This is a genomic window from Photobacterium sp. GB-210 (assembly GCF_003026075.1).
Lineage (GTDB): Bacteria > Pseudomonadota > Gammaproteobacteria > Enterobacterales > Vibrionaceae > Photobacterium.
In genome coordinates this window covers 160,749-187,295 of the sequence record NZ_PYNU01000001.1, presented here as the reverse complement: position 1 = coordinate 187,295, position 26,547 = coordinate 160,749, and the positions used below count along the sequence as shown (strand labels likewise).

27 protein-coding genes and 2 tRNA genes are annotated in these 26,547 nt (G+C 40.3%); 11 read left to right on the top strand and 18 right to left on the bottom strand.

The features are described 5' to 3' along the window. Positions 1 to 177 precede the first annotated feature (177 nt). Positions 178 to 366: a flagellar hook protein gene (locus C9J38_RS00975; RefSeq protein WP_107205483.1), complete on the top strand. Its 189-nt coding sequence runs from the start codon at positions 178 to 180 to the stop codon at positions 364 to 366. 95 nt (positions 367 to 461) lie between these two features. Here C9J38_RS00975 and flgJ read toward each other — a convergent pair whose 3' ends face one another. From flgJ to C9J38_RS00920, 11 genes are all read right to left on the bottom strand, one after another. Beyond that, positions 462 to 1,448: a flagellar assembly peptidoglycan hydrolase FlgJ gene (gene flgJ, locus C9J38_RS00970; RefSeq protein WP_107205482.1), complete on the bottom strand. Its 987-nt coding sequence runs from the start codon at positions 1,446 to 1,448 to the stop codon at positions 462 to 464. 42 nt (positions 1,449 to 1,490) lie between these two features. Further along, entirely contained in the window at positions 1,491 to 2,582 is a 1,092-nt protein-coding gene (locus tag C9J38_RS00965; protein WP_006646763.1) for a flagellar basal body P-ring protein FlgI, read from the bottom strand. A 46-nt stretch (positions 2,583 to 2,628) separates the two neighbouring features. Continuing rightward, complete coding sequence (gene flgH / locus C9J38_RS00960; protein WP_199187034.1) at positions 2,629 to 3,399, bottom strand: flagellar basal body L-ring protein FlgH; 771 nt, start codon at positions 3,397 to 3,399, stop codon at positions 2,629 to 2,631. A gap of 55 nt (positions 3,400 to 3,454) precedes the next feature. Further along, positions 3,455 to 4,243, bottom strand: coding sequence for a flagellar basal-body rod protein FlgG (gene flgG / locus C9J38_RS00955; protein WP_107205480.1), 789 nt, complete (start codon positions 4,241 to 4,243; stop codon positions 3,455 to 3,457). Between the two features lie 16 nt (positions 4,244 to 4,259). Then, positions 4,260 to 5,009, bottom strand: coding sequence for a flagellar basal-body rod protein FlgF (flgF, locus tag C9J38_RS00950; protein WP_107205479.1), 750 nt, complete (start codon positions 5,007 to 5,009; stop codon positions 4,260 to 4,262). A gap of 175 nt (positions 5,010 to 5,184) precedes the next feature. Beyond that, positions 5,185 to 6,579: a flagellar hook protein FlgE gene (gene flgE / locus C9J38_RS00945; protein WP_107205478.1), complete on the bottom strand. Its 1,395-nt coding sequence runs from the start codon at positions 6,577 to 6,579 to the stop codon at positions 5,185 to 5,187. Between the two features lie 6 nt (positions 6,580 to 6,585). Beyond that, the gene (gene flgD, locus C9J38_RS00940; protein ID WP_107205477.1) at positions 6,586 to 7,311 is read right to left on the bottom strand and encodes a flagellar hook assembly protein FlgD; all 726 of its coding nucleotides are present in this window, start codon (positions 7,309 to 7,311) and stop codon (positions 6,586 to 6,588) included. A gap of 17 nt (positions 7,312 to 7,328) precedes the next feature. Further along, on the bottom strand, positions 7,329 to 7,745 hold the full coding sequence (gene flgC / locus C9J38_RS00935) for a flagellar basal body rod protein FlgC (RefSeq protein ID WP_045082774.1): 417 nt from the start codon (positions 7,743 to 7,745) through the stop codon (positions 7,329 to 7,331). Positions 7,746 to 7,747: 2 nt separating this feature from the next. After that, positions 7,748 to 8,143: a flagellar basal body rod protein FlgB gene (gene flgB / locus C9J38_RS00930; RefSeq protein ID WP_005370239.1), complete on the bottom strand. Its 396-nt coding sequence runs from the start codon at positions 8,141 to 8,143 to the stop codon at positions 7,748 to 7,750. Between the two features lie 152 nt (positions 8,144 to 8,295). Continuing rightward, the gene (locus C9J38_RS00925) at positions 8,296 to 9,123 is read right to left on the bottom strand and encodes a protein-glutamate O-methyltransferase CheR (RefSeq protein ID WP_045148043.1); all 828 of its coding nucleotides are present in this window, start codon (positions 9,121 to 9,123) and stop codon (positions 8,296 to 8,298) included. Positions 9,124 to 9,189: 66 nt separating this feature from the next. Beyond that, complete coding sequence (locus tag C9J38_RS00920) at positions 9,190 to 10,125, bottom strand: chemotaxis protein CheV (protein WP_107205476.1); 936 nt, start codon at positions 10,123 to 10,125, stop codon at positions 9,190 to 9,192. A gap of 150 nt (positions 10,126 to 10,275) precedes the next feature. Between C9J38_RS00920 and flgA the strand changes: the two genes are divergently transcribed. From flgA to C9J38_RS00905, 3 genes are all read left to right on the top strand, one after another. Next, positions 10,276 to 10,983: a flagellar basal body P-ring formation chaperone FlgA gene (flgA, locus tag C9J38_RS00915; RefSeq protein ID WP_107205475.1), complete on the top strand. Its 708-nt coding sequence runs from the start codon at positions 10,276 to 10,278 to the stop codon at positions 10,981 to 10,983. Between the two features lie 120 nt (positions 10,984 to 11,103). After that, entirely contained in the window at positions 11,104 to 11,415 is a 312-nt protein-coding gene (flgM, locus tag C9J38_RS00910) for a flagellar biosynthesis anti-sigma factor FlgM (RefSeq protein WP_105060722.1), read from the top strand. 35 nt (positions 11,416 to 11,450) lie between these two features. Continuing rightward, positions 11,451 to 11,879 carry a flagella synthesis protein FlgN gene (locus tag C9J38_RS00905; RefSeq protein WP_107205474.1) on the top strand — a complete coding sequence of 143 codons (429 nt, stop codon included), beginning with the start codon at positions 11,451 to 11,453 and terminating at the stop codon, positions 11,877 to 11,879. 2 nt (positions 11,880 to 11,881) lie between these two features. On the opposite strand, the gene C9J38_RS00900 is transcribed toward C9J38_RS00905, so the two are convergent. Continuing rightward, positions 11,882 to 12,343 carry an LPP20 family lipoprotein gene (locus C9J38_RS00900; protein WP_107205473.1) on the bottom strand — a complete coding sequence of 154 codons (462 nt, stop codon included), beginning with the start codon at positions 12,341 to 12,343 and terminating at the stop codon, positions 11,882 to 11,884. A 10-nt stretch (positions 12,344 to 12,353) separates the two neighbouring features. Further along, positions 12,354 to 12,989 (bottom strand): FlgO family outer membrane protein, encoded by a 636-nt coding sequence (locus C9J38_RS00895; protein WP_005370226.1) that lies wholly within the window; start codon positions 12,987 to 12,989, stop codon positions 12,354 to 12,356. A 144-nt stretch (positions 12,990 to 13,133) separates the two neighbouring features. Between C9J38_RS00895 and C9J38_RS00890 the strand changes: the two genes are divergently transcribed. The 3 genes from C9J38_RS00890 to C9J38_RS00880 all read left to right on the top strand — a co-directional run bounded on the left by C9J38_RS00890 (position 13,134) and on the right by C9J38_RS00880 (position 15,289). Then, the gene (locus C9J38_RS00890) at positions 13,134 to 14,270 is read left to right on the top strand and encodes a flagella assembly protein FlgT (protein ID WP_107205472.1); all 1,137 of its coding nucleotides are present in this window, start codon (positions 13,134 to 13,136) and stop codon (positions 14,268 to 14,270) included. A 46-nt stretch (positions 14,271 to 14,316) separates the two neighbouring features. Next, positions 14,317 to 14,393 (top strand) — tRNA-Arg (locus tag C9J38_RS00885). Between the two features lie 362 nt (positions 14,394 to 14,755). Next, positions 14,756 to 15,289: a hypothetical protein gene (locus C9J38_RS00880; protein WP_233217610.1), complete on the top strand. Its 534-nt coding sequence runs from the start codon at positions 14,756 to 14,758 to the stop codon at positions 15,287 to 15,289. 103 nt (positions 15,290 to 15,392) lie between these two features. Here C9J38_RS00880 and C9J38_RS00875 read toward each other — a convergent pair. Beyond that, positions 15,393 to 15,468: transfer RNA gene (locus tag C9J38_RS00875), tRNA-Ala, on the bottom strand. 204 nt (positions 15,469 to 15,672) lie between these two features. Here C9J38_RS00875 and C9J38_RS00870 point away from each other — a divergent pair. Further along, positions 15,673 to 16,209 (top strand): LA_2272 family surface repeat-containing protein, encoded by a 537-nt coding sequence (locus C9J38_RS00870; RefSeq protein ID WP_107205470.1) that lies wholly within the window; start codon positions 15,673 to 15,675, stop codon positions 16,207 to 16,209. Positions 16,210 to 16,269: 60 nt separating this feature from the next. On the opposite strand, the gene gltX is transcribed toward C9J38_RS00870, so the two are convergent. The 4 genes from gltX to zipA form a co-directional block, all read right to left on the bottom strand. Beyond that, positions 16,270 to 17,694: a glutamate--tRNA ligase gene (gene gltX, locus C9J38_RS00865; protein WP_107205469.1), complete on the bottom strand. Its 1,425-nt coding sequence runs from the start codon at positions 17,692 to 17,694 to the stop codon at positions 16,270 to 16,272. A gap of 414 nt (positions 17,695 to 18,108) precedes the next feature. Continuing rightward, positions 18,109 to 19,518, bottom strand: coding sequence for a porin (locus C9J38_RS00860; protein WP_107205468.1), 1,410 nt, complete (start codon positions 19,516 to 19,518; stop codon positions 18,109 to 18,111). A gap of 529 nt (positions 19,519 to 20,047) precedes the next feature. After that, positions 20,048 to 22,060, bottom strand: coding sequence for an NAD-dependent DNA ligase LigA (gene ligA / locus C9J38_RS00855; protein ID WP_107205467.1), 2,013 nt, complete (start codon positions 22,058 to 22,060; stop codon positions 20,048 to 20,050). Between the two features lie 144 nt (positions 22,061 to 22,204). Continuing rightward, positions 22,205 to 23,572, bottom strand: a complete 1,368-nt coding sequence (gene zipA / locus C9J38_RS00850; protein ID WP_107205466.1) for a cell division protein ZipA — start codon at positions 23,570 to 23,572, stop codon at positions 22,205 to 22,207. A gap of 355 nt (positions 23,573 to 23,927) precedes the next feature. On the opposite strand from zipA, the gene cysZ reads away from it, so the two are divergent. The 3 genes from cysZ to C9J38_RS00835 all read left to right on the top strand — a co-directional run bounded on the left by cysZ (position 23,928) and on the right by C9J38_RS00835 (position 26,524). After that, complete coding sequence (cysZ, locus tag C9J38_RS00845) at positions 23,928 to 24,689, top strand: sulfate transporter CysZ (RefSeq protein ID WP_107205465.1); 762 nt, start codon at positions 23,928 to 23,930, stop codon at positions 24,687 to 24,689. A 270-nt stretch (positions 24,690 to 24,959) separates the two neighbouring features. Next, positions 24,960 to 25,928: a cysteine synthase A gene (gene cysK, locus C9J38_RS00840; RefSeq protein WP_107205464.1), complete on the top strand. Its 969-nt coding sequence runs from the start codon at positions 24,960 to 24,962 to the stop codon at positions 25,926 to 25,928. Positions 25,929 to 26,236: 308 nt separating this feature from the next. Beyond that, a complete protein-coding gene (locus tag C9J38_RS00835; RefSeq protein ID WP_008986407.1) occupies positions 26,237 to 26,524 on the top strand; it encodes an HPr family phosphocarrier protein in 288 nt (95 codons plus the stop codon). Positions 26,525 to 26,547: the final 23 nt, after the last annotated feature.

Below are 26,547 nucleotides of genomic sequence, written 5' to 3'. Positions count from 1 at the left end.
TTCATATAAGGCGTGCATTACGATAGCTTCTTTGCAAAAATCGAACCAATTAAAAATAATAAAAGTTTTTTTAATTAAACGATTATTTTTGAGTATTTAAAGATGGTAATAAATCGCTATTTGTTTATAATTTAAAAGCTCAACCCAAATTAAAATAAAACATAAAGGATAATGATTATGAACTTATTAGTATCAGGATTAATTGGTTACGCATTAAAAGAAGTTGTTGTGCCACTCGTTAATGATCATTTTGACGACAAAAAAACAGAAGAAAAGCAAGTACCTGAAAAAGAAGTAGAAAATGCTTTATTTGAAAGTAACGATCTAATTAAAATGGTGTCGAACATTATTGATATTGTTGTATAACCCTATATTCAGATACTAAAAAACTTCCATCAAATATTATTTGATAGAATATAAATGTTTTATTTTAATTCGCTTTTTTTATATATCTCTTCTTTTTACATTAATGTTTTCACCTTTTTCATTACTGCTAATACTTTATTACTGTAATTAGGATCGGTGGCATACCCTGCTTTATGTATTTCTCGAATAAATTGATTCGGCTCACCACTATGTTTTAACGCAGTTGAATAACGTGGGTTCTGTTGTAAGAACTTCACAAAATCTTGAAAGCTATCTTGATAAGAGCCATAAGAGCGAAACGCCGCATTTTCTTGTACAGCAACACCGTTATGATATTCCAATGTACGCGTGGCAACCTTTTGCCCACTCCAACGTGGATCGGCTTTAATATTAAATAAGTTGTTACTCGTTCCTGCCGCATTTTTGATCACTTTTTTACCCCAACCGGTTTCTAACGCCGCTTGCGCTATCAACATTGCAGGATCGGTGCCCAACGCACGTGCCGCTTTCGTTGCATACGGTGCCATATGATCAACAAATGCTTGTGGCGTTTCAAAACGATCAGGTTCTGGTTGTCGTAATGGCGGCTGAACATCAGCGGTTTGTAATCGCTGCTTATATTTTTCTAATACCTGTTGTGCCGCAACACTGTTTTGATCTTCTCGTTGCGGTAGTGTTAATGGCTGGGATTTATTATCGATTGGGCGAATCTGCAATGGATCCGTATTGTCTTTTTTCGGGAATAAATCTGTCGTTGGAGTATGCGGCTTTTGTTCGTTATCTTCGCCACCCAATTGCTTAACAATCATATCAGCCAAGCCTAAACTTCCAGTGGTGCTTAGCTGAGATGACATCTGCTCATCATGCATTTGCTGATAAAACTTACTGTTATTGCTACTCATTAAATCAGATTCAAACGCTTCGTTCGCTTCGCGCATTGACTTAAATAGCATCTGAGTAAAGATAGACTCAAACTGATTAGCCGCCTGACGCAATGATCCCTTTGAATCTTCACCAATACCCGCACGTAGACGGTCTAGGTTACTAATATCATGGACAAAACCGGGATCAATTTGCTTCATATTATAATCCTTGTTGATTACTTTTTAGTTAAATCATCAGGGTTAAATGATGATTAACTGCCCTTCAATGGCACCCGCTTGTTTCAGCGCTTGTAAAATTGCCATTAGATCTGATGGTGCGGCGCCCACTTGATTCACCGCTCGAACAAGCTCATCTAACGACACACCGGGCTCAAACTTAAACATGCGTGCATCAGATTGCTGTACGTTGATATTACTGTTCTCCACCACGGTTGTTTCACCACCGGCAAAGGCATTGGGTTGACTCACCTGTGGATTTTCTTTAATGGAAACTGTCATACCACCATGGGTGATTGCCGCAGGTTTTAACTTCACATGCTGGCCAATAACAATGGTACCAGTACGTGAGTTTACGATAATTTTCGCGGAGCCTTCTGCCGGATCAAACTCTAAGTTTTCAACTGTTGATAGGAACGCAACTCGCTGGCTAACATCGCGTGGTGCTCGCACTTTTATTGATGTTGCATCAACAGCTGATGCCATTTGAGGCCCTAAAAACTGATTAATAGAATCTGCCATACGCTGCGCCGTGGTAAAATCTGAATCATGCAGGTTAAAGGTTAAGTAATCACCACGTCCAAATGGGTTCGGTACTTCTTGTTCAACCATTGCACCGTTAGAGATTCGACCTACCGTTGGCGTATTACCGATCACTTTAGAGCCATCTGCCCCTTCTGCACTAAAGCCACCAACCACCAATGTACCTTGAGCTATTGCATAAACCTTGCCATCTAAACCTTTTAAGAAAGTTTGCAATAACGTCCCCCCCCGTAAACTCTTGGCGGAACCAATTGAAGAGACGGTAACATCAATGCTTTGACCTTGTTTGGTAAAAGGAGGCAAAGTGGCATTAACGGCAACAGCGGCAACGTTTTTGATCTTTGGCTTTGTACCTACCGGCAATTGAATGCCGAAATTTTGCAACATGGCATTAAAGCTTTGATCGGTGAAAGGCGTTGTCTCGCCAGTACCAGGCAAACCAACGACTAAACCATAACCGACAAGTTGGTTACTACGAACGCCTGCAACGGAAGCGACATCTTTAATACGTGCCGCATCCACAGTGCCAGATAATAAAATTAATCCAGTAATAATAATTGCGCGAAAATTCAATGGATTCTCCTGTCCCTAACGCTATGTTTTGACAAAAATTGGCTGATTAGAAAGCAACGTTAAAGAAACGTGATAACCAATTTTGCTCTTGAATATCTTGGCGATCACCGGTACCTGAGTATTGGATCCGCGCATTAGAAATACGTGTTGATGCAATGGTGTTATCTTGGCTAATATCGTCAGGTCTAATATGTCCGCTAACCCGAATATATTCTTCGCCAGTGTTAAGCATTAGCCATTTTTCACCACGTACAACCAAGTTACCGTTATTTAAAACCTCAACCACTTCAACTGAAATAGAACCTTTAATACTGTTACTTTGATCGGCAGAAGTAGAGCCTGCAAATGTGTTGTTGTTCGACATACCATAAGACAAGCTGTAATCACGAATGGTGACGGGTTTCCCCCCTAGCTCTATTGGCTTCATATTTAAATCGGTAGATTTATCTAAATCTGAACTTGCACTCTTTTTCGCTGCGGTTTTTTCTTCGAGTAAAATTGTGACGATATCACCAATACCACGGGGCTTAGTGTCGTCATACAGATCTTGCACTTGTGATTGATTAAATAAAGAGCCTGTTGCGGTTGCGTAATGCTCAGGTTTATCTTGTGGACGAACAGGATTCCAAGCGGGATCGCCCGCTTCTGGATCTTCGCGTTTACGGATCCGATCAATCAGCCCTTTCGACTCTTTCTCTTTACCTTCTACCGCATCAACATTGGTGGTGGCTTTTTCAATATCACTGCCAGCAACATCAGGTGGTGTAGATACACAGCCTGTTAATGCCAAACTTAATAGAAGTAATGATTTTTTCATCCACTGACGATTCATTTTATTTACCTGAGCGCAATTCATTCATTACCACCAATCATTACAACTGCTGGTTAACGTAACTCAACATCTGATCGACAGTTGAAATCACCTTCGAGTTCATCTCATAAACACGTTGTGCTTCAATCATATTCACAAGCTCTTCCGTCACGTTTACGTTGGACGTTTCAAGCATAGATTGGCGAATAGAACCATATCCTTCTAAGCCTGGCGTTCCTTCTTGAGGATCACCACTCGCGCCTGTTGGTAAGAATAAGTTCTGACCGATAGGCTCCATACCACCTGGGTTAATAAAGTCAACAGTCGTAATTTGCCCCAAGGCTTGGTTTTCTTGCTCTCCACGAATACGGGCAGAAACTTCACCATCAGTACCGACGGTGATGCCTACCGCATCTTCAGGTACCACAATCTCAGGCTGGACAGGATAGCCACTACCACTGGTAACCAATTGACCTTCAGAGTTAATCGTGAACTGACCATTACGGGTATAGCCTATATTGCCATCAGGTAATAGCACTTGGAAAAAGCCATCACCTTCGATCATCATGTCCATGGCGTTATTGGTGGTTTGAGTATTACCTTGAGTAAAGACTTTTTGTGTCGCAACCACTTTTGAACCCGCCCCCAACATTAAACCTGTTGGTAATGTGGTATCTTGAGTTGACTGACCGCCCGGTTGGTTAATATTTTGATAAAAGAGATCTTCAAAAACCGCGCGACCTTTTTTAAAACCAACGGTTGATGCGTTAGCCAAGTTGTTAGAAATAGTCGAGATATTTGTCTGCTGCGCGTCAAGACCGGTTTTACTTACCCATAGTGCTGGATGCATTGTTCTGTCCTTTTAATTAGCCAATACGCATAAGAGAAGAAGAGGCTTTATCCATTTCTTCTGCGGTTTTCATCAGTTTTACTTGCATTTCAAAGTGGCGCTGAAGATCTATCATGCTGGTCATTTCAGAAACCGCATTCACGTTACTGCCTTCAAGCATACCTTTCGCCAGTGTTACACTGGCATCTGCATCAAGCGGAATACGCTCGCCGATGGACTTAAATAAACCATCAGTATCTTTAAATAACGCTTGATTATCAGGTTTAACCAATTTGATGCGATCAACGACTGCGATTGCATCAGGCGGCGCACCTTGTGGTAAAACCGACACCGTACCGTCTTTACCAATTTCAATTTTACTGATCGGAAGTGGGATAAAAATAGGACTGTCGTTTTGGCCTAATACCAATTGACCATTACTGTTTTGTAGCATGCCTGTTTGATCAATTTTCAAATGCCCAGCACGGGTGTAAGCTTCTTGGCCTTTGACATCCATTACAGCAAGCCAACCATCACCTTCAATAGCAACGTCTAAATCACGCCCTGTATTGATCACTGAACCTTGTGCAAAATCATTACCCGGGCGCTCAGTCATTGAAAACACTCGGCTAGGTAGACCTTCACCATAGGCTTGCATACTGCGCGCCTGTTGTAAGTCGGCACGAAAACCTGTTGTACTGACATTTGCCAAGTTATTGGCATGAACTTGCATACCATACATATCTTGTTTTGCGCCACTCATGGCAAGATACAGAGCACGATCCATTTTTTTGACACTCCTATTATCTAACAGCATCAATAAAGCAAAAACTAAGCCAATTATATTTATTGTTTAATAACAGTGAATTGAGAGCAAAAGAGCAAGAAGGTAAAGCTGGAGGGAAAAAAATTGCCGCTTCAACGAAAAGGTAAAACGGCAATAGGACTGGAAAGGATAAAGCTTAACGAATTTGTAGAATATTCTGTTGTAGCTGATTATTCACATCTAGTGCACGAGAGCTGGCTTGGAAGTTACGTTGCGCGGTGATCAAATCCACCAGCTCTTGAGTCATATCGATATTTGATTGTTCAAGCGTTCCGCTTTTAACAGAGCCAAATGAACCTTGTGATGCATCGCCCCAAATCGCCTGACCTGATTCTTGGGTGGTATTCCAAAGCGTGCCACCTAACTGTGCTAACCCTTGTTCATTAGAAACACGGGCTAAGGCAACACGTCCTACAACGATATCTTTACCATTTGAATAAGACGCCAAAATATTGCCTTCAGGATCAATATCAACTTTCGATAAATAACCTGTTGTCGCGCCGTCTACATCTTGAAATTTGCGCACTTCAAACGCTGAAGCATATTGCGTCGGATCATCATAATTCATAGTTAACGATTGCGTAGGATCAGCACCACCGACATCAATACCAGCAGAAGCGAATGTCTCCATTTGGATATTTAATGGCATTGGTGGAGTTGCTGGAACGGCAGGTGGATTACCAGGGTCTCCAGGATATGGCTGACCATTTTGATCAAATCGCATCCGATAGCCTGTCACTACAGGGGCTGCAGGGTTTGTATTATCAATAACTTGATAAGCTGCAGGGATGCTTGCTGGATCTGGCTTTAATAACCGCTCTTGACCACTGTTATTGGTAACAGTTTGATGTACTTCCCATGTATTAGCATTGGTTGGAACGGCATTAGGATCATATTTAGCGACATAATAAGTCGTCATTTTATACGGTTTACCTAATGAATCATAAATCGTTGATGACGTTGATTTATTGAAAGAATCAGGATCTTTAAAGTCAAATGGACTATTTTTAGGCGTTGTTTCTTTATTAGGTAAATTTAAAGACACTTTGATCGTGCCTGATTTTGTTGGCTGACCAAATACATCATCAATTTTCATCGATTTTGCTTCATAAGAAGCCACGGTATTTGAATCTTTATTGACAGGGTAACCCAGTAGAAACTTACCTTCAGAGTTCACTAACTCATTTTCGTTATTTAGATGAAATGCACCATTGCGAGTAAGATTATTATTCGAAGGTTCATTCTTATTATCTGCCACAGCAAAAAAACCCGAACCAGATACACGTAAATCTAATGGGTTATTGGTATAAATACTAGAACCTTCATGGAACTGTTGTGCAACCGTTGAGGTTTGTACGCCCCCACCCGTTGTCGTTTTACCATTAGAGAAAATCGAATTAGAATAGACATCACCAAATTCAGCACGTGATTCTTTAAAACCAAAGGTGTTGGCATTGGCTATGTTATTACTGGTGGTATTTAGATCTTTTTGAGCTGCACCTAGACCGCTCAACGCAATGTTCATACTCATATTCGATTATCCTTTTTGTGTTGCTTTGCCAATTTGTAGAACATCAGCCAACTGAACTGGCTTATCGAAACCAGCAAGGTTTAACATCACCTGACCGTCGTTATTCCCTAATAAAACGCTATTCACGTTTGCGTGTGTAAGCACTTCAAAATTCTGGCTTTCGCCTTTTACATTGCCTGACACAGAAAACTTATACATACCTTGCGGCATAATATTGCCATCATCATCTTTACCATCCCATGTAAAGGGATGTTCACCGGCTGATTTAGCACCAAGACTCATGGTTTTAACCAATTCACCTTGTTCATTTTCAACGCGCAACATTGCGTTATCAATGCTTTGCGTTAAACGCGTCATGCCAGACATTTCGCCTTCGCTACTGCGCATTGCGGTTGAATTAGGAATAAGTACATCTTGTCCAACAAGAGAAGAAGCTTGTAGTGCTTGATTTGACGTCATCGCACTATTTAATGAGCCAAACTGCTCATTCATTTTGTTAATGCCATCAACGGTAGCGAATGATGCCATTTGCGCGATCATTTGATCATTACTCACAGGTTTAAACGGATCTTGCTGTGCTAACTGCTTGGTTAGTAATGACAAGAAATCATCTTGCTTTAGCTGATTTTTTCCTGTGACTTCTTGCTCTTGTTCGACTTTCTTATCTTGCATGCTTTTTAGCTGGTCAAGGTAAGAAAGATTGCTGGTTCCTGCACCATTAACTGTGCTCATAATGACAACTCCTTACCTTATTTGCCCATCTGCAAGGTTTTCATTAGCATCTGCTTACTTGCATCGGCTACCTGAACATTATTTTGATATGAACGAGATGCTGAAATCATATTCGCCATCTCTTCCATCACATTAACGTTGGGCTTATAAATAAAACCTTCAGCATTTGCCATCGGGTGCTCTGGATTGTATTCAGCTGATAGCGGCTTATCACTTTCAACAATACCTTTAACTTGCACAGGTACGCTGCTGCTTTGATGATAAGACGCAGAATTTAATGCGGCGGCAAAAATAGGATGACGGGCTTTATAAGTTTCTTCTGCTGAGCTACTGACACTGTTGGCGTTAGCAAGGTTACTTGATGTGGTATTTAAACGTACAGATTCAGCACTCATTGCCGATCCCGTTACATTAAAAACATTAAATAAACTCATTATTATTCCCCTTTCAATGCCTTGCTCAGGTTCTTAAATTTAGAACCTAAAAAATCCAACGATGCTTGATATTCAATACTATTTTGCATAAACAAGTTTTGCTCTAGTTGGGCATCCACCGTGTTGCCATCCCCTGTATCCGGCTGTGTTGGCACGCGATATTTTTGCTCGCCACTGACTTGTGTAGAGGCATTAATGTGCCGCCCATTTGTTCGGCTTAGGCCAATATCTGCCCCAGATGTTGCCGCTTTAAGCGCACGACTGAAGTCTAAATCTTTTGCTTTATAGCCAGGAGTGTTGGCATTAGAGATATTACTCGCTAGGGTTTCGGCACGTTTTTCACGTACGCCAACAGTATACTGATGAACCCCTAATGCTTTATCGAACGAAATGGACATATCTTGCCTCCACAATTACTTAGCAGTAATAAAGCAAAGACAGTGCCAATTTTAAGAATTGAGAAATTAAGAAGATGGTTGGTAACTAGAGAGGAGAATAATTAACTAAAAAGCGCTACACGCAATATTAACAAGCGGCAGCGCTTCTTCAATTAACGGAGTTTATAAATGATGCCAGGGTTACAACGGATCATTTCAAATTTTTCTGTTAACCCTGTTAGTGACTCTGATGCACCTAAGAACAAATAGCCACCAGGATTTAAGCTGGCCGCTAATTGATTTAAAACTTTCGATTTCATCTCTGGAGAAAAATAAATCAAAACATTTCGACAGAAAATAATGTCAAACTTCCCCAGCAATGCATAGCTATCTTTAAGGTTCTGCGGCCTAAAATTAACCATTTGTTTAACTTTATTGTTAACCCGCATACGGCCATCACCATTGTCTTCAAAAAACATACGGCGACGCTCCGGCGATAACCCTCGGCTTAAAGCAAGATTGTCATACACACCCGCTCGGCATGTTTCCAGCATCGTCTGTGAGATGTCAGTGGCAGTAATTTGAATAGATGGCAGTAAACCAGGACGCTTAGCTTGGGTTTCCAAAACCGTCATCGCCATAGAATACGGTTCTTGGCCTGATGAACTCGCCGCAGACCAAATTTTGATCGGTTTTTTATTTGCTGCAAGTTCAGGCAAAATTTTGTCTGATAATACGGTAAAAGGATAACCATCACGAAACCATAATGTTTCATTGGTTGTCATCGCATCAACGGCGGCAATACGTAATTCACGATTACGACCTGATAATACATTCTGCAACAAGTCTGAAAGCGACGATAAAGAAAAACGATTCACTAACGGGCTTAAACGACTGCGCACTAAATATTGCTTGCTATCGCCTAATACGATGCCACATTGAGACTCAAGAAATCGGCAAAATTCACGATATTCTTGGTCATTTACAGTTACTGCTGTCATTTACAACTCTTCTTTGTCAGTACATTCGGCATTAAATGATCAATAATTTTTAATAATTTCAAACTGTTACGCCGATTCAATTGAGCTATCAGGCATTGCCCCTTTTACAGCTCGACCCAATTCGTCTGGGTTAAATTTAGGAATAAAAGCATTTGCTCCTACACGTTCAACCATGGCTTGGTTAAACACACCACTTAATGATGTATGTAAAATAACATGTAAGTCTTTTAATTTAGGATCATTTCGTATCTCAGCAGTTAATGTGTACCCATCCATTTCAGGCATTTCAATATCTGAAATAATCAATGCTAGTTGATCATAAATAGAGCCTTGAGCGGCCATTTCACGCAATTTAATAATGGCTTCTTTACCATCTTTTACGAGTACGCATTCACAACCAATCGCTTCTATCGCTCGTTGTACCTGCTTACGTGCAACGGTTGAATCATCAGCAACAAGAACCCGACGCACGGCAGGGCCATTTTCAACCAACTCTTCAAGCACGGTTCCTGTAATGTTGGTATTAACCGGTGAGATCTCATCGAGAATTTTTTCAACATCTAAAATTTCGACCAGTTCACCGTCTATTTCTGTCACAGCAGTCAGATAGTTACTTCGACCAGCCCCTTGAGGAGGTGGAAGAATCGATTCCCAATTCATATTAATAATGCGTTCAACAGAAGACACAAGGAAACCTTGAATAGAACGATTAAATTCCGAAATGATAATAAAGCAATTCGTTAAATCGGTGATTGGGCGTCCACCAGTCGCTAAACTCATATCAATAACAGAAATGGTTTGTCCTCGAATATGAGCAACACCTTTAATCAATGGATGTAAATTCGGCATTGATGTTAATTGGGGACACTGCAGAACTTCTTTAACTTTAAATACGTTAATGCCATAACGTTGACGTCGATTAAGACGAAATGTCAGCAGCTCTAATCGGTTTTGCCCAACTAATTGTGTCCGCTGGTTAACTGAATCTAAAATACCTGTCATTGGATAAACTCCCTGTCGTGTTATAAATCGCGCTCGCGAACACACTTTATCCACTCACGATCACATCTGATAAATAATCAAGATATTAGAATATCTAGCTATAACTGCGAATGTTATAGTAATTCTAACCATGACCAAAGAGCATTTACCGTGACAAGCCACAGAGATCAAAAACTCTTGCCAATTTTTATCGGCCTTTTGCTATTTTTCTTTAGTACAAATATCTTTGCTTCTGATTATAACGTGCTAGATTCCGTGGAAAAATCCGCTGAAAACTTAATAAAACAGCAAGTTACCTTACCAGAAAAAGGGAAATTAAAAGTTACAGCAGCAGAGCTTGATAACCGTCTTCGTTTTTCTACTTGTTCAGCGCCACTTGAAGCCAGTCTACCCGGCAAACAAAACTTAAGTGGTAATGTTACTGTGCTTGTTAAATGTCCTACCGAAAACTGGCAGCTTTATGTCCCTGTAAATGTACAATTAACACTGCCTAAAGTTGTCGCCAGCGTCGCTCTTGGTCGAGGCATGGTTATTACTCGAGATAAACTTTCCGTTCAAATGGTTGAAAGTCGCTTCCAACGAGGCAATAGCTTTGAAGACCCTAATGAAATCATAGGATCAAAAGTTAAACGCTCAGTAAAATTAGGAGAAATGATCCAAGCCCGTGATATTTGTTTAGTATGCCGTAACGACACTGTCATTATCCGTGCCGGAACAGGCGGACTAAATATAGTAACAGAAGGCAAGGCACTGTCTGATGGAGCTATCGGTGAAGAGATCCGAGTTCAGAATAAAACATCAAGACGCATGATTGATGCTATTATTACCGCAGTTGGTGAAGTAACCGTAAAGTATTAGTCAGAAAAGTTGATTGCGCATGACGATAAATAAATCATTTTATCTTCATAATATTTACTAAAGTCTGTTCACACTTTGCCGATAGCTAGGTATCACAGTTAATTATCAAGGTAAAACATTATGGCAAGTATTGATCACCTACGTGGTGGACAACCTGTAAATACCACACGTGTTGGCCAACAAAAAACAACCACAACGGAAGAGCAAACTACCACCTCAAACATTGCTAAAGAACAGCATGACGAAGTATCTTTAAGCTCTCAAGGTAAAGCTGTGGGCCAAATTCATCAACAATTAGCAACAGAGCCAAGCTTTGATGCAGGAAAAGTGGCAGAGATCAAACAAGCAATTGCAAATGGCTCATATACTATTGATGCCGATAAACTTGCATCAAATATGTTAAAGTTCGAAGACGAGCTTAATGGGCTTTAAGATAACATTTGCATATTAAAATTGAGATCAGCGTAATGAAACAGACACTTGGTCAACTGCTTGAAGTTCAACAAACCACCTTATTGTCTTTAATCGATCTTCTCAAACAAGAAAGAGTGGCAATTACTCGCCGCAAGGCATTAGAAATTGAACAGATTGCCAAAGAGAAGTTAGATCTGATCTACAAAGTCCAACAGCACGATTATTTATTGTCTTCCCATGAAGAGCGCGACCAGTTAACACAGATCAACGATTACCAAACACAAGTGAATACGATTCAAGATCTAGTTAAAGAATGCCAACAATATAATGATATCAATGGCGAAGTATTACAGCGCGCTCACCTCAGCTTTCATAAGCTAAATAACTTATTCCAGCAAAGTCGTGGTCGGCACCAAATGACCTACAATTGTGATGGTGTCGCACAAAATGTTCGTTCATTAGGTACCAACCTAAAAGCGTAAAGTTAAAACATGACTTCTTGTTTATTCGGCACATGAAACACTTCACCGTGTTGCTTCATTCGTTCCATCAAACCAATATTTAACTCCATTTCCGTGACATAACTGTCACCGACAGGATAACTGCGAATAATTTTTGCCCCACGAATAACACCATCTACTGCACCATCTGTACTTTCATACCCTAACTGCTGATCATCAAGCGATGTGGTTGCACTAATGCGTAGTCCATAAATTTGCTCTGATAATTCGCGGTAAGCATCTAACTTAGAAGCGCGCATTGCACGAATACTTTTTTCTTCTTTGGTTCGCCCTTTTTGCTCACTAATTGAAGCATACCCTACCGCTTGGATCACATCTTTACTTTGGGTTAAGTCAGGACCTGGAACCGTTGCACTGCCTGATGTTGTATTAGTACAACCTGACAGTAATAACATCGCAGCAGCTAAAGCCACATAATATTTCATTGTTACTTCCTTACGGCTTTAAAATTACATTATTATCAGGACGGTTACGCACATCTGTACGCATAATTACCCCATTTCGTAACTGAATCTTATTCATAAAATCCAAATCTCGACCAATACGCTCTGCCGGAAGAAAACCTTGTGCTGTTGCAATTACGACATTTGAGCGCATACCGATAATTCGTGCATTAATGAGCACCCCACCACTTTGACGCAGCATTGTACCTGTTAGCACGTAATCAACAGGTTGCTGTGACGCTAATTCTTTCCAGTTGCGACTAATACTAAAATCGCCACTACGGGTCACTTTAATTACCCCTGTTGACTTGTAATCAACCACAGTAAAACCACGCTGCTGCATTTGGTACATGAAGTTTTCACTCACCACATTACCGAGCCAGTTGGTTTCCGTCATATCTTGTAAATCAACAAACGAGGTGACGGCTAATGGCGTACTTGCCGTTAAATATTGGTTCGACGTTACCAATTGATTCGCTAATCCTTCAATAAAATAATCAACGGTATGTCTTGGCGTGTCTGATAAAGAATAGGCGCCTGATGAGTATTTCTCTTTACCGTTATAAACCGGAGGTGCGGCACAAGCAGTCATCGCTAACGACAACACAATTACAATCCACTTATTCATTACTTCCCCGCCCTCAAATATTGTTTTCTTTATATCGTATGAACATTTAAATTCTTTAATACAAGCGCCCAATTGGGAACACTCTTTGCATTCACTTTTTCATCGAACTATTAAAAAGCAAAAAACATACCTAAATGGGCTTTTATGAATAAATTTTTTTTACGCAGCTTAAGTGCACTTTGTTTGTTTTTTTCATGTTATAGCTCAGCCCAATGGGTTGAAGTAACAGGTGAAGCTGTCATTTTAGAAAGTGAAGAAACAGCACGTGTTAATGCACTAGAAGATGCGGTATATCAAGCGATGAGGCATGCGGGCGGTGAAATAGCGACACTTCCGTCATTAAAACCTTATTTCGCAGAGTCTAAACAACAATACCGTTTTAGTGGTAATGAGATCCGTAATGTAACGGTTCTTGAACAAAAGAAAGCAGGCGGCAAAATGTATGTCACCAGCCGTATCGACATTTACCCATCGGCAAAAAGTTGCCACAAGACCCAATATAAAAAAGGCATTCTATTAGGCAGTTTTTCAATTACTGAGCCACAACAAGCAGCCATGGGTAGCGTTTATAAAATAGGCACTGATTTCGCTTCAATGCTCGGAAAGCAAATTCAAAAACGTTCCCAAAGCTTTATTGTTACTGGTAAAACAACCGTCCCTTTCAGTGCAACCCAAGCATCTGCAATGACAATGCTGGCTGAAGACCACGATGCGCAATATTTAATTGGTGGTGAAATAACAGATTTGACCGCCACCCTTGATGAAAAATTAGTTAAGAAAGATCAAGTTAATCGCCAGTTTGCTGTTTCATTGGAAATAATGGACGGTAATACAGGCGAGATCATCTACCAAAATAGCTACCGTGAAATTGGGTTATGGCCGTTTTCTCGCTCAAGCCATGTAGATACCAAATCAGCACGTTTTTGGGTTTCACCTTATGGACAGAGCATTCAACGTATCAGCCAAAATATGATGCTAGATATTGAAAGTGCGCTCTCTTGCCGAGCCAGCCTCCCAGAAATCATCAACATCCATAATAATGTCGCACAAATGAACGTTGGTCGTATTCATGGTGTAAAACAAGGTGATAAATTAAAACTTTGGCATAGCGCAGGATTTATTGATCAAAAAGGTATACCGCGGAATCGAATGGTTGATACAAAAATTAGCTTAACCGTTGATCGCGTTTATGAAAAGTCAGCGGAACTTATTGTTAATCAACCAGAATTAGCAGCAAGCATCCAACCTGGTGATTTACTAACCAAGCAAACGCGACGTTAAGAGTATTCCCTTATATTTTTGAAAATATACCGTATAATACTCAAATGCTTCCTTAGCTCAGATGGATAGAGCGTCCCCCTCCTAAGGGGAAGGCCACTGGTTCGACTCCAGTAGGGAGCGCCATATTTTTCAAAGGCTTAGCGATTTTTTATTGCTAAGCCTTTTTTATTTTCACACAATGTAGTGTCGTAACAATACAATATAGATTCAGTCTTTATCACTTCGGGTCGCATGATTTAATCTGCTCTTCTTTGAACAATCTGCTTTATAACGTGTTATTAGCCTTATTTTTGTGGCTAATAAACGGCTACAACTATTATTATCAAAAATATTTTTACTGTTTTAAATCAATAAAATGGATTTATTTAGCTCATTACTTGAAACATAACGTTACAATATTTGAACGTTGTTTTTTATTGTTTAGTGTTTATACTGCCAGCACTTCATAACTCTCATGTTATGAGTTTGTATAGGACATTATGAAAATGAAATTAGCATCTCTTATTGTATCTGCCGCTCTTCTTGCCCCTGCAGCAGCTATGGCTAACACACCAGTTCAGCTTTCAGTACCCGGCGTAAACCTACCAGCAGGTAACGTTACAGGGGTTCGCTTAAATGCTTTATATGGGCATACCGCTTCTGTAACAGGTGTAAACTTCTCATTATTAGGTCTTTCAGATATTGATACATTCAAAGGTCTAAACTTTGGCCTAGCATTTGGTGTGAACCGTACTCGTTCGATGATGACGGGGCTTGAATTTGGTCTTGCAAACTTGAACGACGGTAATGCGAAAGGGGCTGATTTTGGTGCCGTAAACTATACTGCTGGCAACTTTACAGGTGCGCAGTTCGGTACATTTAACTACGCAGGAACACTAAATGGCCTACAGTTTGGCTTAGTGAACGCAACCGATCATATTAATAAAGGTATTCAGATCGGCCTGATTAACTATGATAAGTCTGGTACTTTCGTCAGTAACAGCTTACCTGTATTCCCTATTGTAAATGCGCGATTCTAAGATTTCGCTATAGCAATAAAGAGCCTCGCCACTATGCGGGGCTTTGTTTTAAATGGATAAATTTAGACATAAAAAAACCTCGCACAAGGCGAGGTTTAGAATTTGGTGGAGCTAAGCGGGATCGAACCGCTGACCTCTTCGCTGCCAGCGAAGCGCTCTCCCAGCTGAGCTATAGCCCCAAAACAAGAATACAATAAAATCTCACTGCATCAGTGTCAACATAACTACAAAGATATAAGCATATTTGTGAATTAACTCAAAAATATAACCCTAACAAACATAAAATAATCACGCCTATATCATTTACTTACCATTGACACCTCTAGTAATAAAGTGCGGTTAAATATCTTTAATGGTGACGACTAACCTTAAGGATTATTTTCATGAAGCTTCAACTGACCTCTCTTTTACTCGCAACGGCAATTTGTGCTCCATCCGTTTACGCTGATTCTCCAGTACAACTTTCTGTTCCAACAATTAACTTGCCTGCAGGTGATGTATCAGGTGTTCGAGTAAGTGCACTTTATGGTCGAAGCCACAATGTGAAAGGGTTAAATTTTTCCGTTCTTGGTCTTTCTGATATTGATAACTTTACAGGAATTAACCTTGGTTTGTTCTATGGTGCAAACCGTACCCGTACAAGTATGAAAGGGTTTGAATTAGGTTTAGCAAACTTTAATGGCGGAACAGCAAAAGGGGCTGATGTCGGCCTAGTAAACTACACAGCAAGTAATTTCACAGGTGCGCAATTGGGACTCTTTAATTATGCAGGTAGTTTAAATGGACTCCAATTTGGCTTTATGAACGCAACAAATCATATTAATAAAGGTATTCAAATAGGTTTAATCAACTTCGACCGTTCGGGTACTTTCGTTAGCAAAGATCTTCCTGTTTTCCCTCTTGTGAACGCAAGATTCTAATTAGCAAATATAAAAAACGGAGCATTAATGCTCCGTTTTTTTATTTTATATTTAACAAGCTTATGCGTTAGCTTCACGCTCTGCAATAAATGCTAACGCCATTTTGATACGAGCGACAACACGCTCTTTACCAATAAGCTGCATCACAGCATCAACAGAAGGCGACTGACCTTGACCTGTAACAGCTACACGTAAAGGCATACCCACTTTACCCATACCTAGCTCAAGTTCTTCACACACTTGTGCAATAACGGCATGAAGATTTTCTGTTGTCCACTCTTCAAGTGCTTCAACTTTAGCCAGTGCAAGCGCTAACGCTTCTTTTGCCACAGGACGTAAATGCTTTTTCGCCGCGCCAGCTTCAAATTCGTTAAAGTCTTGGTAGAAGTAACGAGATTGTTCAGCAAGTTCGATCAATGTATTACAACGCTCACCCACTAGCGTGATCACATCTGTAATAGCAGGGCCATTTTCAATAGAAATTTCTTTCTTATCTAAGTGCCATTGTAGGTATTTCGCAACATACTCAGGTTCAGCTGTTTTGATGTAATGGTTATTTAGCCATAATAGCTTATCAGTATTAAATGCAGATGCTGATTTACTTACTGATTCTAGGCTAAATAGATCAATCATCTCTTGTCGTGAGAAAATCTCTTGATCGCCATGAGACCAACCTAGGCGTACTAAGTAGTTCAGTAATGATTGTGGCAGGTAACCATCATCACGGTATTGCATTACACCTACAGCGCCATGACGCTTAGATAATTTTGCGCCATCATCACCTAAAATCATTGCGCAGTGTGCAAACTCAGGTACTGGTGCACCTAGCGCTTTATAGATATTAATTTGACGAGGCGTATTGTTGATGTGGTCTTCACCGCGAACAACTTGAGTAATACCCATATCCCAGTCATCGATAACCACACAGAAATTGTACGTTGGGCTACCATCTGTACGACGAATGATAAGATCATCAAGCTCACTGTTCGCAATTTCGATGTGACCACGGATTTTATCATCAAAAACGACCGTCCCTTCTTTAGGGTTACGGAAGCGAATACAGAATGGTGAATCTTCTGTTGCTGCGGCATTAGCTGCAATAATTTTAGGGTGGTTTGCATCGTAGCGAGGTTTAATACCAGCTGCCATTTGCTCTTCACGGATTTCGTCAAGAAGCTCTTTCGGACAGTAACACTTGTACGCTTTGTCTTCTGCTAGAAGTTGATCAACCACTTCGTTATAACGATCAAAACGCTTAGTTTGGTAGTAAGGGCCTTCATCCCAGTTAAGCTCTAACCACTCCATCCCTTCCATAATCGCGTCGATAGCTTCTTGAGTTGAACGCTCTAGATCCGTATCTTCAATACGAAGTACAAACTCGCCGCCCATATGTTTAGCGTATAACCATGAGTAAAGTGCAGTACGAGCACCACCTACGTGCAAAAAGCCAGTTGGACTTGGTGCAAAACGAGTTTTAACCGTCATTGGAATTACCTTATGAATGACTATACAGTAAGGACTACTGTGTCTTATCTAATGAGGAGTATTTTAGCACTGTGAGGTAAATCTACAATAATCAGTAGACAATGATTATTTAGAATAAATAATTTTAACAGGAGTTAAGAGAATCGATTCTCTTTTTTAATTAAAAATCATTTGTTATGTCACTTTTGTTCTTACAAGCAAACCAAAGCGCAAAAAATGAGATCACTATTTGGTAAACACATGCGATTTGACCATAACTACCCGCCCCACTCATTCCGTTATGCCCATTCGTTCCACAAGCATAAACAGTCGATGATGCTATCTCCAATAAAACATTAACTATCTTATTTTTAATACAAACAAAAAGACCCACTAAAAGTGGGTCTTTAAAACATTCTTTAACTTTCAGTTATATTAGAAAGTGTAAGGAATGATAACTTGGAAACGTAGATCTGTTTCATCTGCAGAATTTGCACCTTCAAACTCGTCACGCTCTAGCACTGTACCGTGTAGACGAACGGTTGAACCTTTAAGTGCGCCAGTTTGAACAGAGTAAGAGATTGTACCATTAACTGCGTACTCGCTCTTGTAATCCCAATCGCCTAAAGCACCTTCAGCTGCTGACTTACCGCCAGAACCGTAACCGAAGCCTAGGTAGTAGTTCCAACCATTACCTTGGTCAAATGATAGACGGTTGTAGATAGAAACTTCACCAGATTTGTTCCAATCAGATAGTGCATCCCACCATAGTGAGTAAGTACCGTTAGTCATACCGTATGTGTAAATCATACGTGGGTTAACATCACGGTCGTTATCACTCTTAGCGTAGTTAAGATTAGTCATCCAAGAGAACTGACCAAAGCTTGCGTTAAATGCTAAACCAGTGGTGTAACCAAGACCATCATACTGAACATCATCATTTACGCCGTAGAAGTCGTATGCAACAGACATTGTGTCGTTGATATTGTATTTAGCGTAAACTTTGTAACCCGTTGTATCAACTGGATCGTGGTAACCTGTTACAACACCGTTAGCCCAGTCAACACCGTTTTGGTATTTAACATCTGTAACTTGACCTAGACCAAACTGTAGGAATAAATCATCAGTTGCATTACCTTGTAAACCTAGAGAGTGTGCAATACCCCAAGTTGTATCAGCCCAAAGAGCAGGAGCGTAATCATTTTTGCTTAGTAGCCAAGGAGCTGTAAACTGATCTGCAATGAAGTAAGTTGCTTTGAAGTTACCAATGTTTGCGTTAAGTTCAGCACCACGGTATGTACCTGGTACGAAAGACCAAACGTTACCTAAAACACCGTTACCATTCGCTTGAGTGAAACCAAAACGACCGTCTACGTTTTCGCCAGCTTTAAACTTAAGCGCTGCTTTTGTAACTTTAACAGGACCGCCTTCACCAGCACCCCAGTCTAAGTTATTACAAGTAGAAATTTCGTTACATAGGTACTCACCAGTACCACCGTTCATTGCACTATCATTGTATAGGTCACCAGAAAGGTAACCAGCAATGTCAGCGCCTAACCAACCATTGTGGTAGCCAGAAGTGAAGTCTAAAATAAGGTTGTAAGAAGAGTAGTTTAAACGACTCCATACATCGCCATCTTCACCGCCAGGAGCACCAGTTGAACGAGTACGTGAACGTGTATCAACAACAGCAACACCAGCTAGTGTTGAACCTTCAAGGAACTCATTAACTTGTTCTACATATTCAGGGCCAGCTGCACTGTCTTCCGTTGCCATTGCTGGCATTGCTACTGCACCTAACATTGCTGCTGTTAAAGCAGAAACTTTAAAAAACTTTGATTCCATGGAATAACTCCTAAAAGATATAAGCTGTTTACCTGTAACCTGAAAGGTTGGCCGCCGAAGGTTACAAGTAAATTTCCCATATGTTAGCCGAATCATTTCGACCAATTCATATTTTTTTCGTTCAAAATTGAACTTTGTGTAACTTCGCTATTAAGACTACTTTCGCAGCGCAAAACATCAATAAGAACTTACTTTCTTGTGTTAAAAATTTGATTCAGTGCAAAGTTTCCAGCCTATAGTGATCCAGTTCAAATGTTTTCATCAATAAATAAAATCACAATAAAAACAATAACCTACAAACATAACGGCATATATATGTGACCCTGATCGTATTTTCATTTTTATTGACATACCTGATTTTTTTTAAAAACAAATTATTAACACAATGATTTATTGTTGATAATGAAACATCTATTACACGTATTGATCACACAGTTATATACACTGTTTCATTTAATTCATAAAAAAAAGCCGCCCAAAATTGAGCGACTTTTTTTGTAACAAGGTTTATCAACCTTATAAAAAGGTATTAAGCCATCAGATCAACGAGTTTTTGTTCGTCCCAGATCTCAATACCTAGCTCTTGTGCTTTCGTTAATTTAGAGCCAGCCGCTTCACCTGCCACTAATAAATCAGTTTTCTTCGAAACACTGCCTGTGACTTTTGCACCTAATTTTTGTAATGCAGCTTTCGCATCAGAGCGAGTTAATTGAGATAGAGATCCTGTTAGTACAACCACTTTTCCATCAAGCGGTAATTCGACATCCTCATCAATTTTTTCAATTTCAGGCCAATGTATCCCAACTTCTTTTAACTCGTTCACAACGACCATATTGTGCTCTTCACGAAAGAAATTAAAGATATGCGCAGCAACAATACCGCCCACATCCGGCACTTCAATTAACTGCTCTTTCGTTGCTTGGCTAATTGCTTCTAATGTCTCAAAGTAATTCGCTAGGTTTGCAGCCGTTGCTTCACCTACCTCACGAATACCTAGAGAATAAATAAAACGAGGTAATGTTGTCAGTTTTGAAGCATTCAGCGCATCAACCAGTTTTTGAGCTGATTTAGGTCCCATACGCTCAAGTACCGTCACTTCTCCTGCACTGAATTTAAACAAATCAGCAGGTGTGGTTACCATTTCACGATCAACCAGTTGCTCTATCACTTTTTCGCCACAACCATCAACGTCTAATGCTTTACGTGATACGAAGTGTTTTAACGCTTCTTTTCTCTGGGCTTGACAGAAGAGGCCACCGGTACAACGTGCGACGGCTTCGCCCTCAATACGTTCAACCTTTGACTGACAAACAGGGCACTCTGTTGGAAATACAATCGCTTGCGCATTTTCTGGGCGACGAGACTCAACCACTGAAGCGATTTGTGGAATGACATCACCAGCACGACGAATAATAACGGTATCGCCAATCATCACGCCTAAACGCGCCACTTCATCAGCATTATGCAGTGTTGCATTACTGACTGTTACACCGCCCACAAACACAGGTTCAAGCTTAGCAACGGGTGTAATTGCACCTGTACGCCCAACCTGAAACTCGACATTGTTTAGAATTGTCATCTCTTCTTGGGCTGGGAATTTATAAGCAATTGCCCAACGAGGTGCTCGAGCAACAAAGCCAAGCTGTTGTTGTGTATCAACATCATCAACTTTAATCACCACACCATCAATTTCATAGCCTAGTGATTGGCGCTTTTCACCAATACTCTGATGATAAGCAATAACTTCTTCAATACTGTCAACTTTGCGAATTTCTGGGCACATTGGAAGCCCCCATGCTTTTAACTGGCACAGGCGTTCATATTGCGTATTGGCAAGTTCACGTCCATCGACAACACCGACAGCATAGGCATAAAAACTTAACGGCCGCGTCGCGGTAATTTTAGGATCTAGCTGACGTAAGCTACCAGCTGCTGCATTTCGAGGGTTTGCAAATGCCTTATCACCTTTTTTAAGCGCTTTGATATTTAACGCTTCAAAGCCTTTTTTAGGCATAAAGACTTCGCCGCGAACTTCTAATCGCTCAGGCCAGTCGTCGCCTTGAAGCTTTAAGGGAATAGCGCGAATAGTACGCACATTATGAGTAATATTTTCACCTGTTGCGCCATCACCACGGGTTGCTGCTTGTACTAACACCCCCTTTTCATACATTAGGCTCACAGCAAGACCATCTAATTTAGGCTCACAGCAGTAACTAAGTGTTGCTCCTGAACGCAAACGATCTTGTAAACGTTTTTGAAATGCACGTAAATCATCATCATTAAACGCATTGTCTAACGAAAGCATCGCGATCTCATGTTTAACTTGAGTAAACCCCTCTAACGCAGTACCACCAACACGTTGGCTTGGCGAATCAACCGTTATCCATTCTGGATGCTCAGCTTCGATCTTTAGTAATTGCTGCATCATCCGGTCATATTCAGCATCAGGAATTTCTGGGTTATCTTCAACGTAATAACGATGACCGTGGTAATCGAGTTGCTGTCGTAGCGTTAATAATTGTTGCTGAAGGTCAATACTCATTTTTTCTACCTGACAAATCTTGATAGTTTCTGCCAAAACAACGCCCTATCGATAATAAAACGATTAAGACTATTGCCTAAATTTAAATAAAAAAACAGGCCCCTTAAAGGAGCCTGCTCATTAATGACTTCATCTTTTTAAAGATTAAGCATCATTATATTTCACTGATTTTTCTCGATATTGCGTAATACGATTTGGCGTGATCATTACACGATCTTGATCGAGAACATCTGCATTTAACTCATCAGCAATTTGCTGTGCTGTTTGTAGCATTAAGTTAAAGTTACTGGCTGCCTTACCGTAACAAGGCAACATTAAGAAAAAGCCGATACCTGGTGTTTCAAAATGTTGGTAGTTAGTTTCAGGGAAAGAGCCTGGATTTAGCAAGTTAGTTACTGAGAAAATAACAGGTTCCGTGCCAGCTAAATCAGCATGACGATGGAACACTGAATTCTCACCAAAAATTAAACCATGACGCTCTAAACATGCGAACAGTGACGGCCCACGTAAAATCTTACCATTGCGCGCATGAACACATAGCGATATATAAGTTGGTGGTAATGGCTCTGGCTCTGGCTCTGGCTCTGGCTCTGGCTCTGGCTCTGGCTCTGGCTCTGGCTCTGGCTCTGGCATGAAAGATACACTTGGCTCTTGCTTGGCTTGAATCGAAGGCTCGGCAACTTGCACAACGTTTTCTTCAACGACTGGCGTTGCTACTTCAACTTGTGCAGGCTCTTCAGCAGGAACAAATTGTGCTTGAGGCTCAACAGCAGATTTTTCAATCGGTTGTTCAATAATTTCAGGCTCAACCACAGGAATGTCGACGACCACCTGTTGTGCTTGCTGAAACACTGGCTCGGCCGCTACAGGTTGCTGAACAGTTTCTTGCACTGGAGTATACGTAGGCTGCTGTGGTTGCTGAATGATTTCAGGCTGTACTGGCGCTTGCGTTTCTACAACAGGAGCTGTAGTCGCTGAGTTAATAGTTGCCGCAACCTGAGGCTGTATAACAGGTTCAACAGGAGCGCTATTCGGTTGAGCAGCCGATTGTTGAACATTTACAGGTTGTACAGATTGCACAGATGTTTGTGGTGATACTTGCTGAGGTTGCTCAACTGTCGTAGCTTGTGGTTGAACGGTTGTCACTTTTGTAGGTACATCGTCATTATCTGTTGCTGACATTCTAGGGAGATCATCATCACCGTCATCAACCGTAACATTGCCTAATAATGGATCTTGCTGTGGACGCTCACCAAAACTAAAACCAGGCTCTTTGCGTTTTGTTGGCTTTGTCTTTTCAACCACTTCCTGTGGCTTACTTACAACACGTGCTTCACTGACACTCTCTTCAACGTCACCTTGAAGATCAAATGCCGTTTCATCGATTTTACCTACTGGCTTTTCACCAAACTTGGCCGGTTTTTCTTTTCGACTTGTCCATAGACCATGAAAAAGAAGCGCTGTAATCGCAAGCGCACCAACAATAATAAGAACTAGACGCAATTCCTGCATACGAATACTCTGAAATTAACTCGTTATCCCTAGACGGGGTTAATAATAGTAAAAAATCAACTAGGCAGACAAAATCTCTAGCTAGAATTTCTTGCCGATGACTTACTGTACCAAAACTCAAATGATAATGAGAAGTTGAATATCGCTATTCAGGCAAGATAGTCTTTACAACGTGAGTTTTGTACACTTTATACACCATTTTTCATTATGAATGATGAGATTTAATGGTTTGTCAAAACTGTGACAACCATATTTTCATTTGATTCCATCCTACATAGCCCGTTAACATACTCTATATAATCTCTCTATCATCCCTCATCAAAATAAATGTGAGAGATCCGATTAAGGAAATCGAATGTCGCAACAGCATGCCATAAAATCAACAACCAGCGGTGCTGGATACTTTTTTACAGGGTTACAACTGGTTACCCAACCAGGAACGCGTCGTTTTGTAATCATCCCATTGCTCATCAATATTCTTTTATTAGGTGGCGCATTTGCCACCTTACTTACTCAGTTGAATGGCTGGATTGATGGTTGGTTAAGTTACCTGCCTAGCTGGCTTGAGTGGCTATCTTATGTGTTATGGCCGTTACTTGCTATTGCTGCATTAGTGACGTTTTCTTATTTCTTCAGTACCATAGCCAACTGGATTGCTGCGCCATTTAATGGGCTATTAGCTGAATATATAGAGGCTAAACTCACAGGTAATAATCCACCTGATGATAGTTTTAAAGCGTTAATAAAAGATCTACCTCGAACCATGGGCAGAGAGTGGACTAAATTAAAGTATTACTTACCCAAAGCAATTGGCTTATTGATCCTAATGTGGATCCCTGCCATCGGCCAAACGCTTGGTCCTATTTTATGGTTTTTATTTAGCGCTTGGATGATGACGATTCAATATGTTGATTATCCGTTTGATAACCACAAAGTGCCATTTATTGATATGCGAGATGCCCTCAAAGAACATCGTGGCCAAGCGTTAAGTTTTGGTGCCATCGTAATGTTTTTCACTATGACCCCAATTATTAACTTACTTGTCATGCCTGTTGCTGTTTGTGGTGCGACAGCAATGTGGGTTGATCATTACCGCGAGCAATTTAAACGCTATTAAGATCAACGATAAATATCTACCAAAGAGCACTTATTCTAGTGCTCTTTTCTTTTCTATTACCCTTGCTGCAAACACCATTGTTTATCGTTATTTGAGTAAAACATATTTGTAAATTAGTCACTTGACGCTTTTCATCCCACTATATATCTTTAGTTCAATATAATTCACACATTGATAACAATAAGATATAACCATTAATTACTTTTCAAATCACTTATCCAGTATATTCTTAATTTATATTACTTTTAACGTGTCACGAAGGAACGAAGCATGAGCAAGATTTATGAAGATAACTCACTAACTATTGGTAATACTCCGCTAGTGCGCCTTAACCGTGTAAGTAACGGTAAAGTGTTAGCTAAAGTAGAAGCTCGTAACCCAAGCTTTAGTGTTAAATGCCGTATTGGCGCTAACATGATTTGGGATGCTGAGAAAAAAGGTCTTTTAAAAGAAGGCGTTGAACTTGTAGAGCCAACTAGTGGTAATACTGGTGTTGCACTTGCTTTTGTTGCTGCTGCACGTGGTTACAAACTCACATTAACCATGCCTGAGAGCATGAGTCTTGAGCGTCGTAAACTATTAAAAGCGTTAGGTGCAAATCTTGTACTAACTGAAGCGCCTAAAGGCATGAAGGGCGCGATTGATAAAGCTGAAGAAATTGTAAATTCAGATCCAACTAAATACCTACTGCTACAGCAATTTAATAACCCAGCAAACCCAGAGATCCATGAAAAAACCACAGGTCCTGAAATTTGGGATGCAACAGATGGTGAAATCGATGTATTTGTCTCAGGTGTGGGCACAGGCGGTACACTTACAGGTGTTAGCCGTTTTATTAAACAGCAAAAAGGTAAAGCCATTACTACAATTGCAGTTGAGCCACTAGAGTCACCTGTTATAACCCAAACATTAAATGGCGACACTGTTCAACCAGCGCCGCACAAAATCCAAGGTATTGGTGCTGGTTTTATTCCTGGTAACTTAGATTTATCATTAATTGATGAAGTTCAAAAAGTAAGCTCAGATGACGCAATTGAAATGGCGCGTCGCCTAATGGATGAAGAAGGTATTCTTGCTGGTATTTCATCAGGAGCTGCGGTTGTTGCTGCAAATAACATTGCAGCTCGCCCAGAATTTTCAGATAAAAATATTGTTGTAATACTGCCTAGTTCAGGTGAGCGTTACCTATCAACAGCACTATTTGCAGGCATTTTCACAGAAAAAGAAACACAACAGTGATCACACTTTATAATTTTTAATAGGTATATCACTATGAAAAAAGCCCCTCTGCGGGCTTTTTTGTTGCATTTTGGACTTAGCTTTAATATAAAACTCGCACGTTTTATTTTTCGCTCCGAAATAAAGGGGTGAAAAAGCGCTTTAATTACTAACAAGTAAGTTTCTGATAAAACTTTGACTTGGATTAAAGCTAAGACAATATGATATTAGGTAGTTTATACTGCAGCAGCACAAGCAAATTATCTGTATTATGCTTGTCATAAATAATTTAATTATTAAATAAAATACTATATCTATCGGGGTGAATTATGTATCAGAAGCAAGTTGAAATCACAGCACCAAATGGTTTACACACTCGTCCAGCGGCTCAGTTCGTTAAAGAAGCTAAATCATTCGATGCAGATGTGACTGTAACTGCTAATGGCAAAAGCGCTAGTGCGAAAAGCCTATTCAAGCTTCAAACTCTTGGCCTAATTAAAGGCGCACAAATCACTATTTCTGGTGAAGGTGCTCAAGCTCAAGAAGCTGTTGATGCTCTAATTCAGCTAAAAGAAGATCACGACGGTTCTCCAGTTGCAATGTTCCGCGAAATCTAAGCTACGTTTATATACAAACGAGT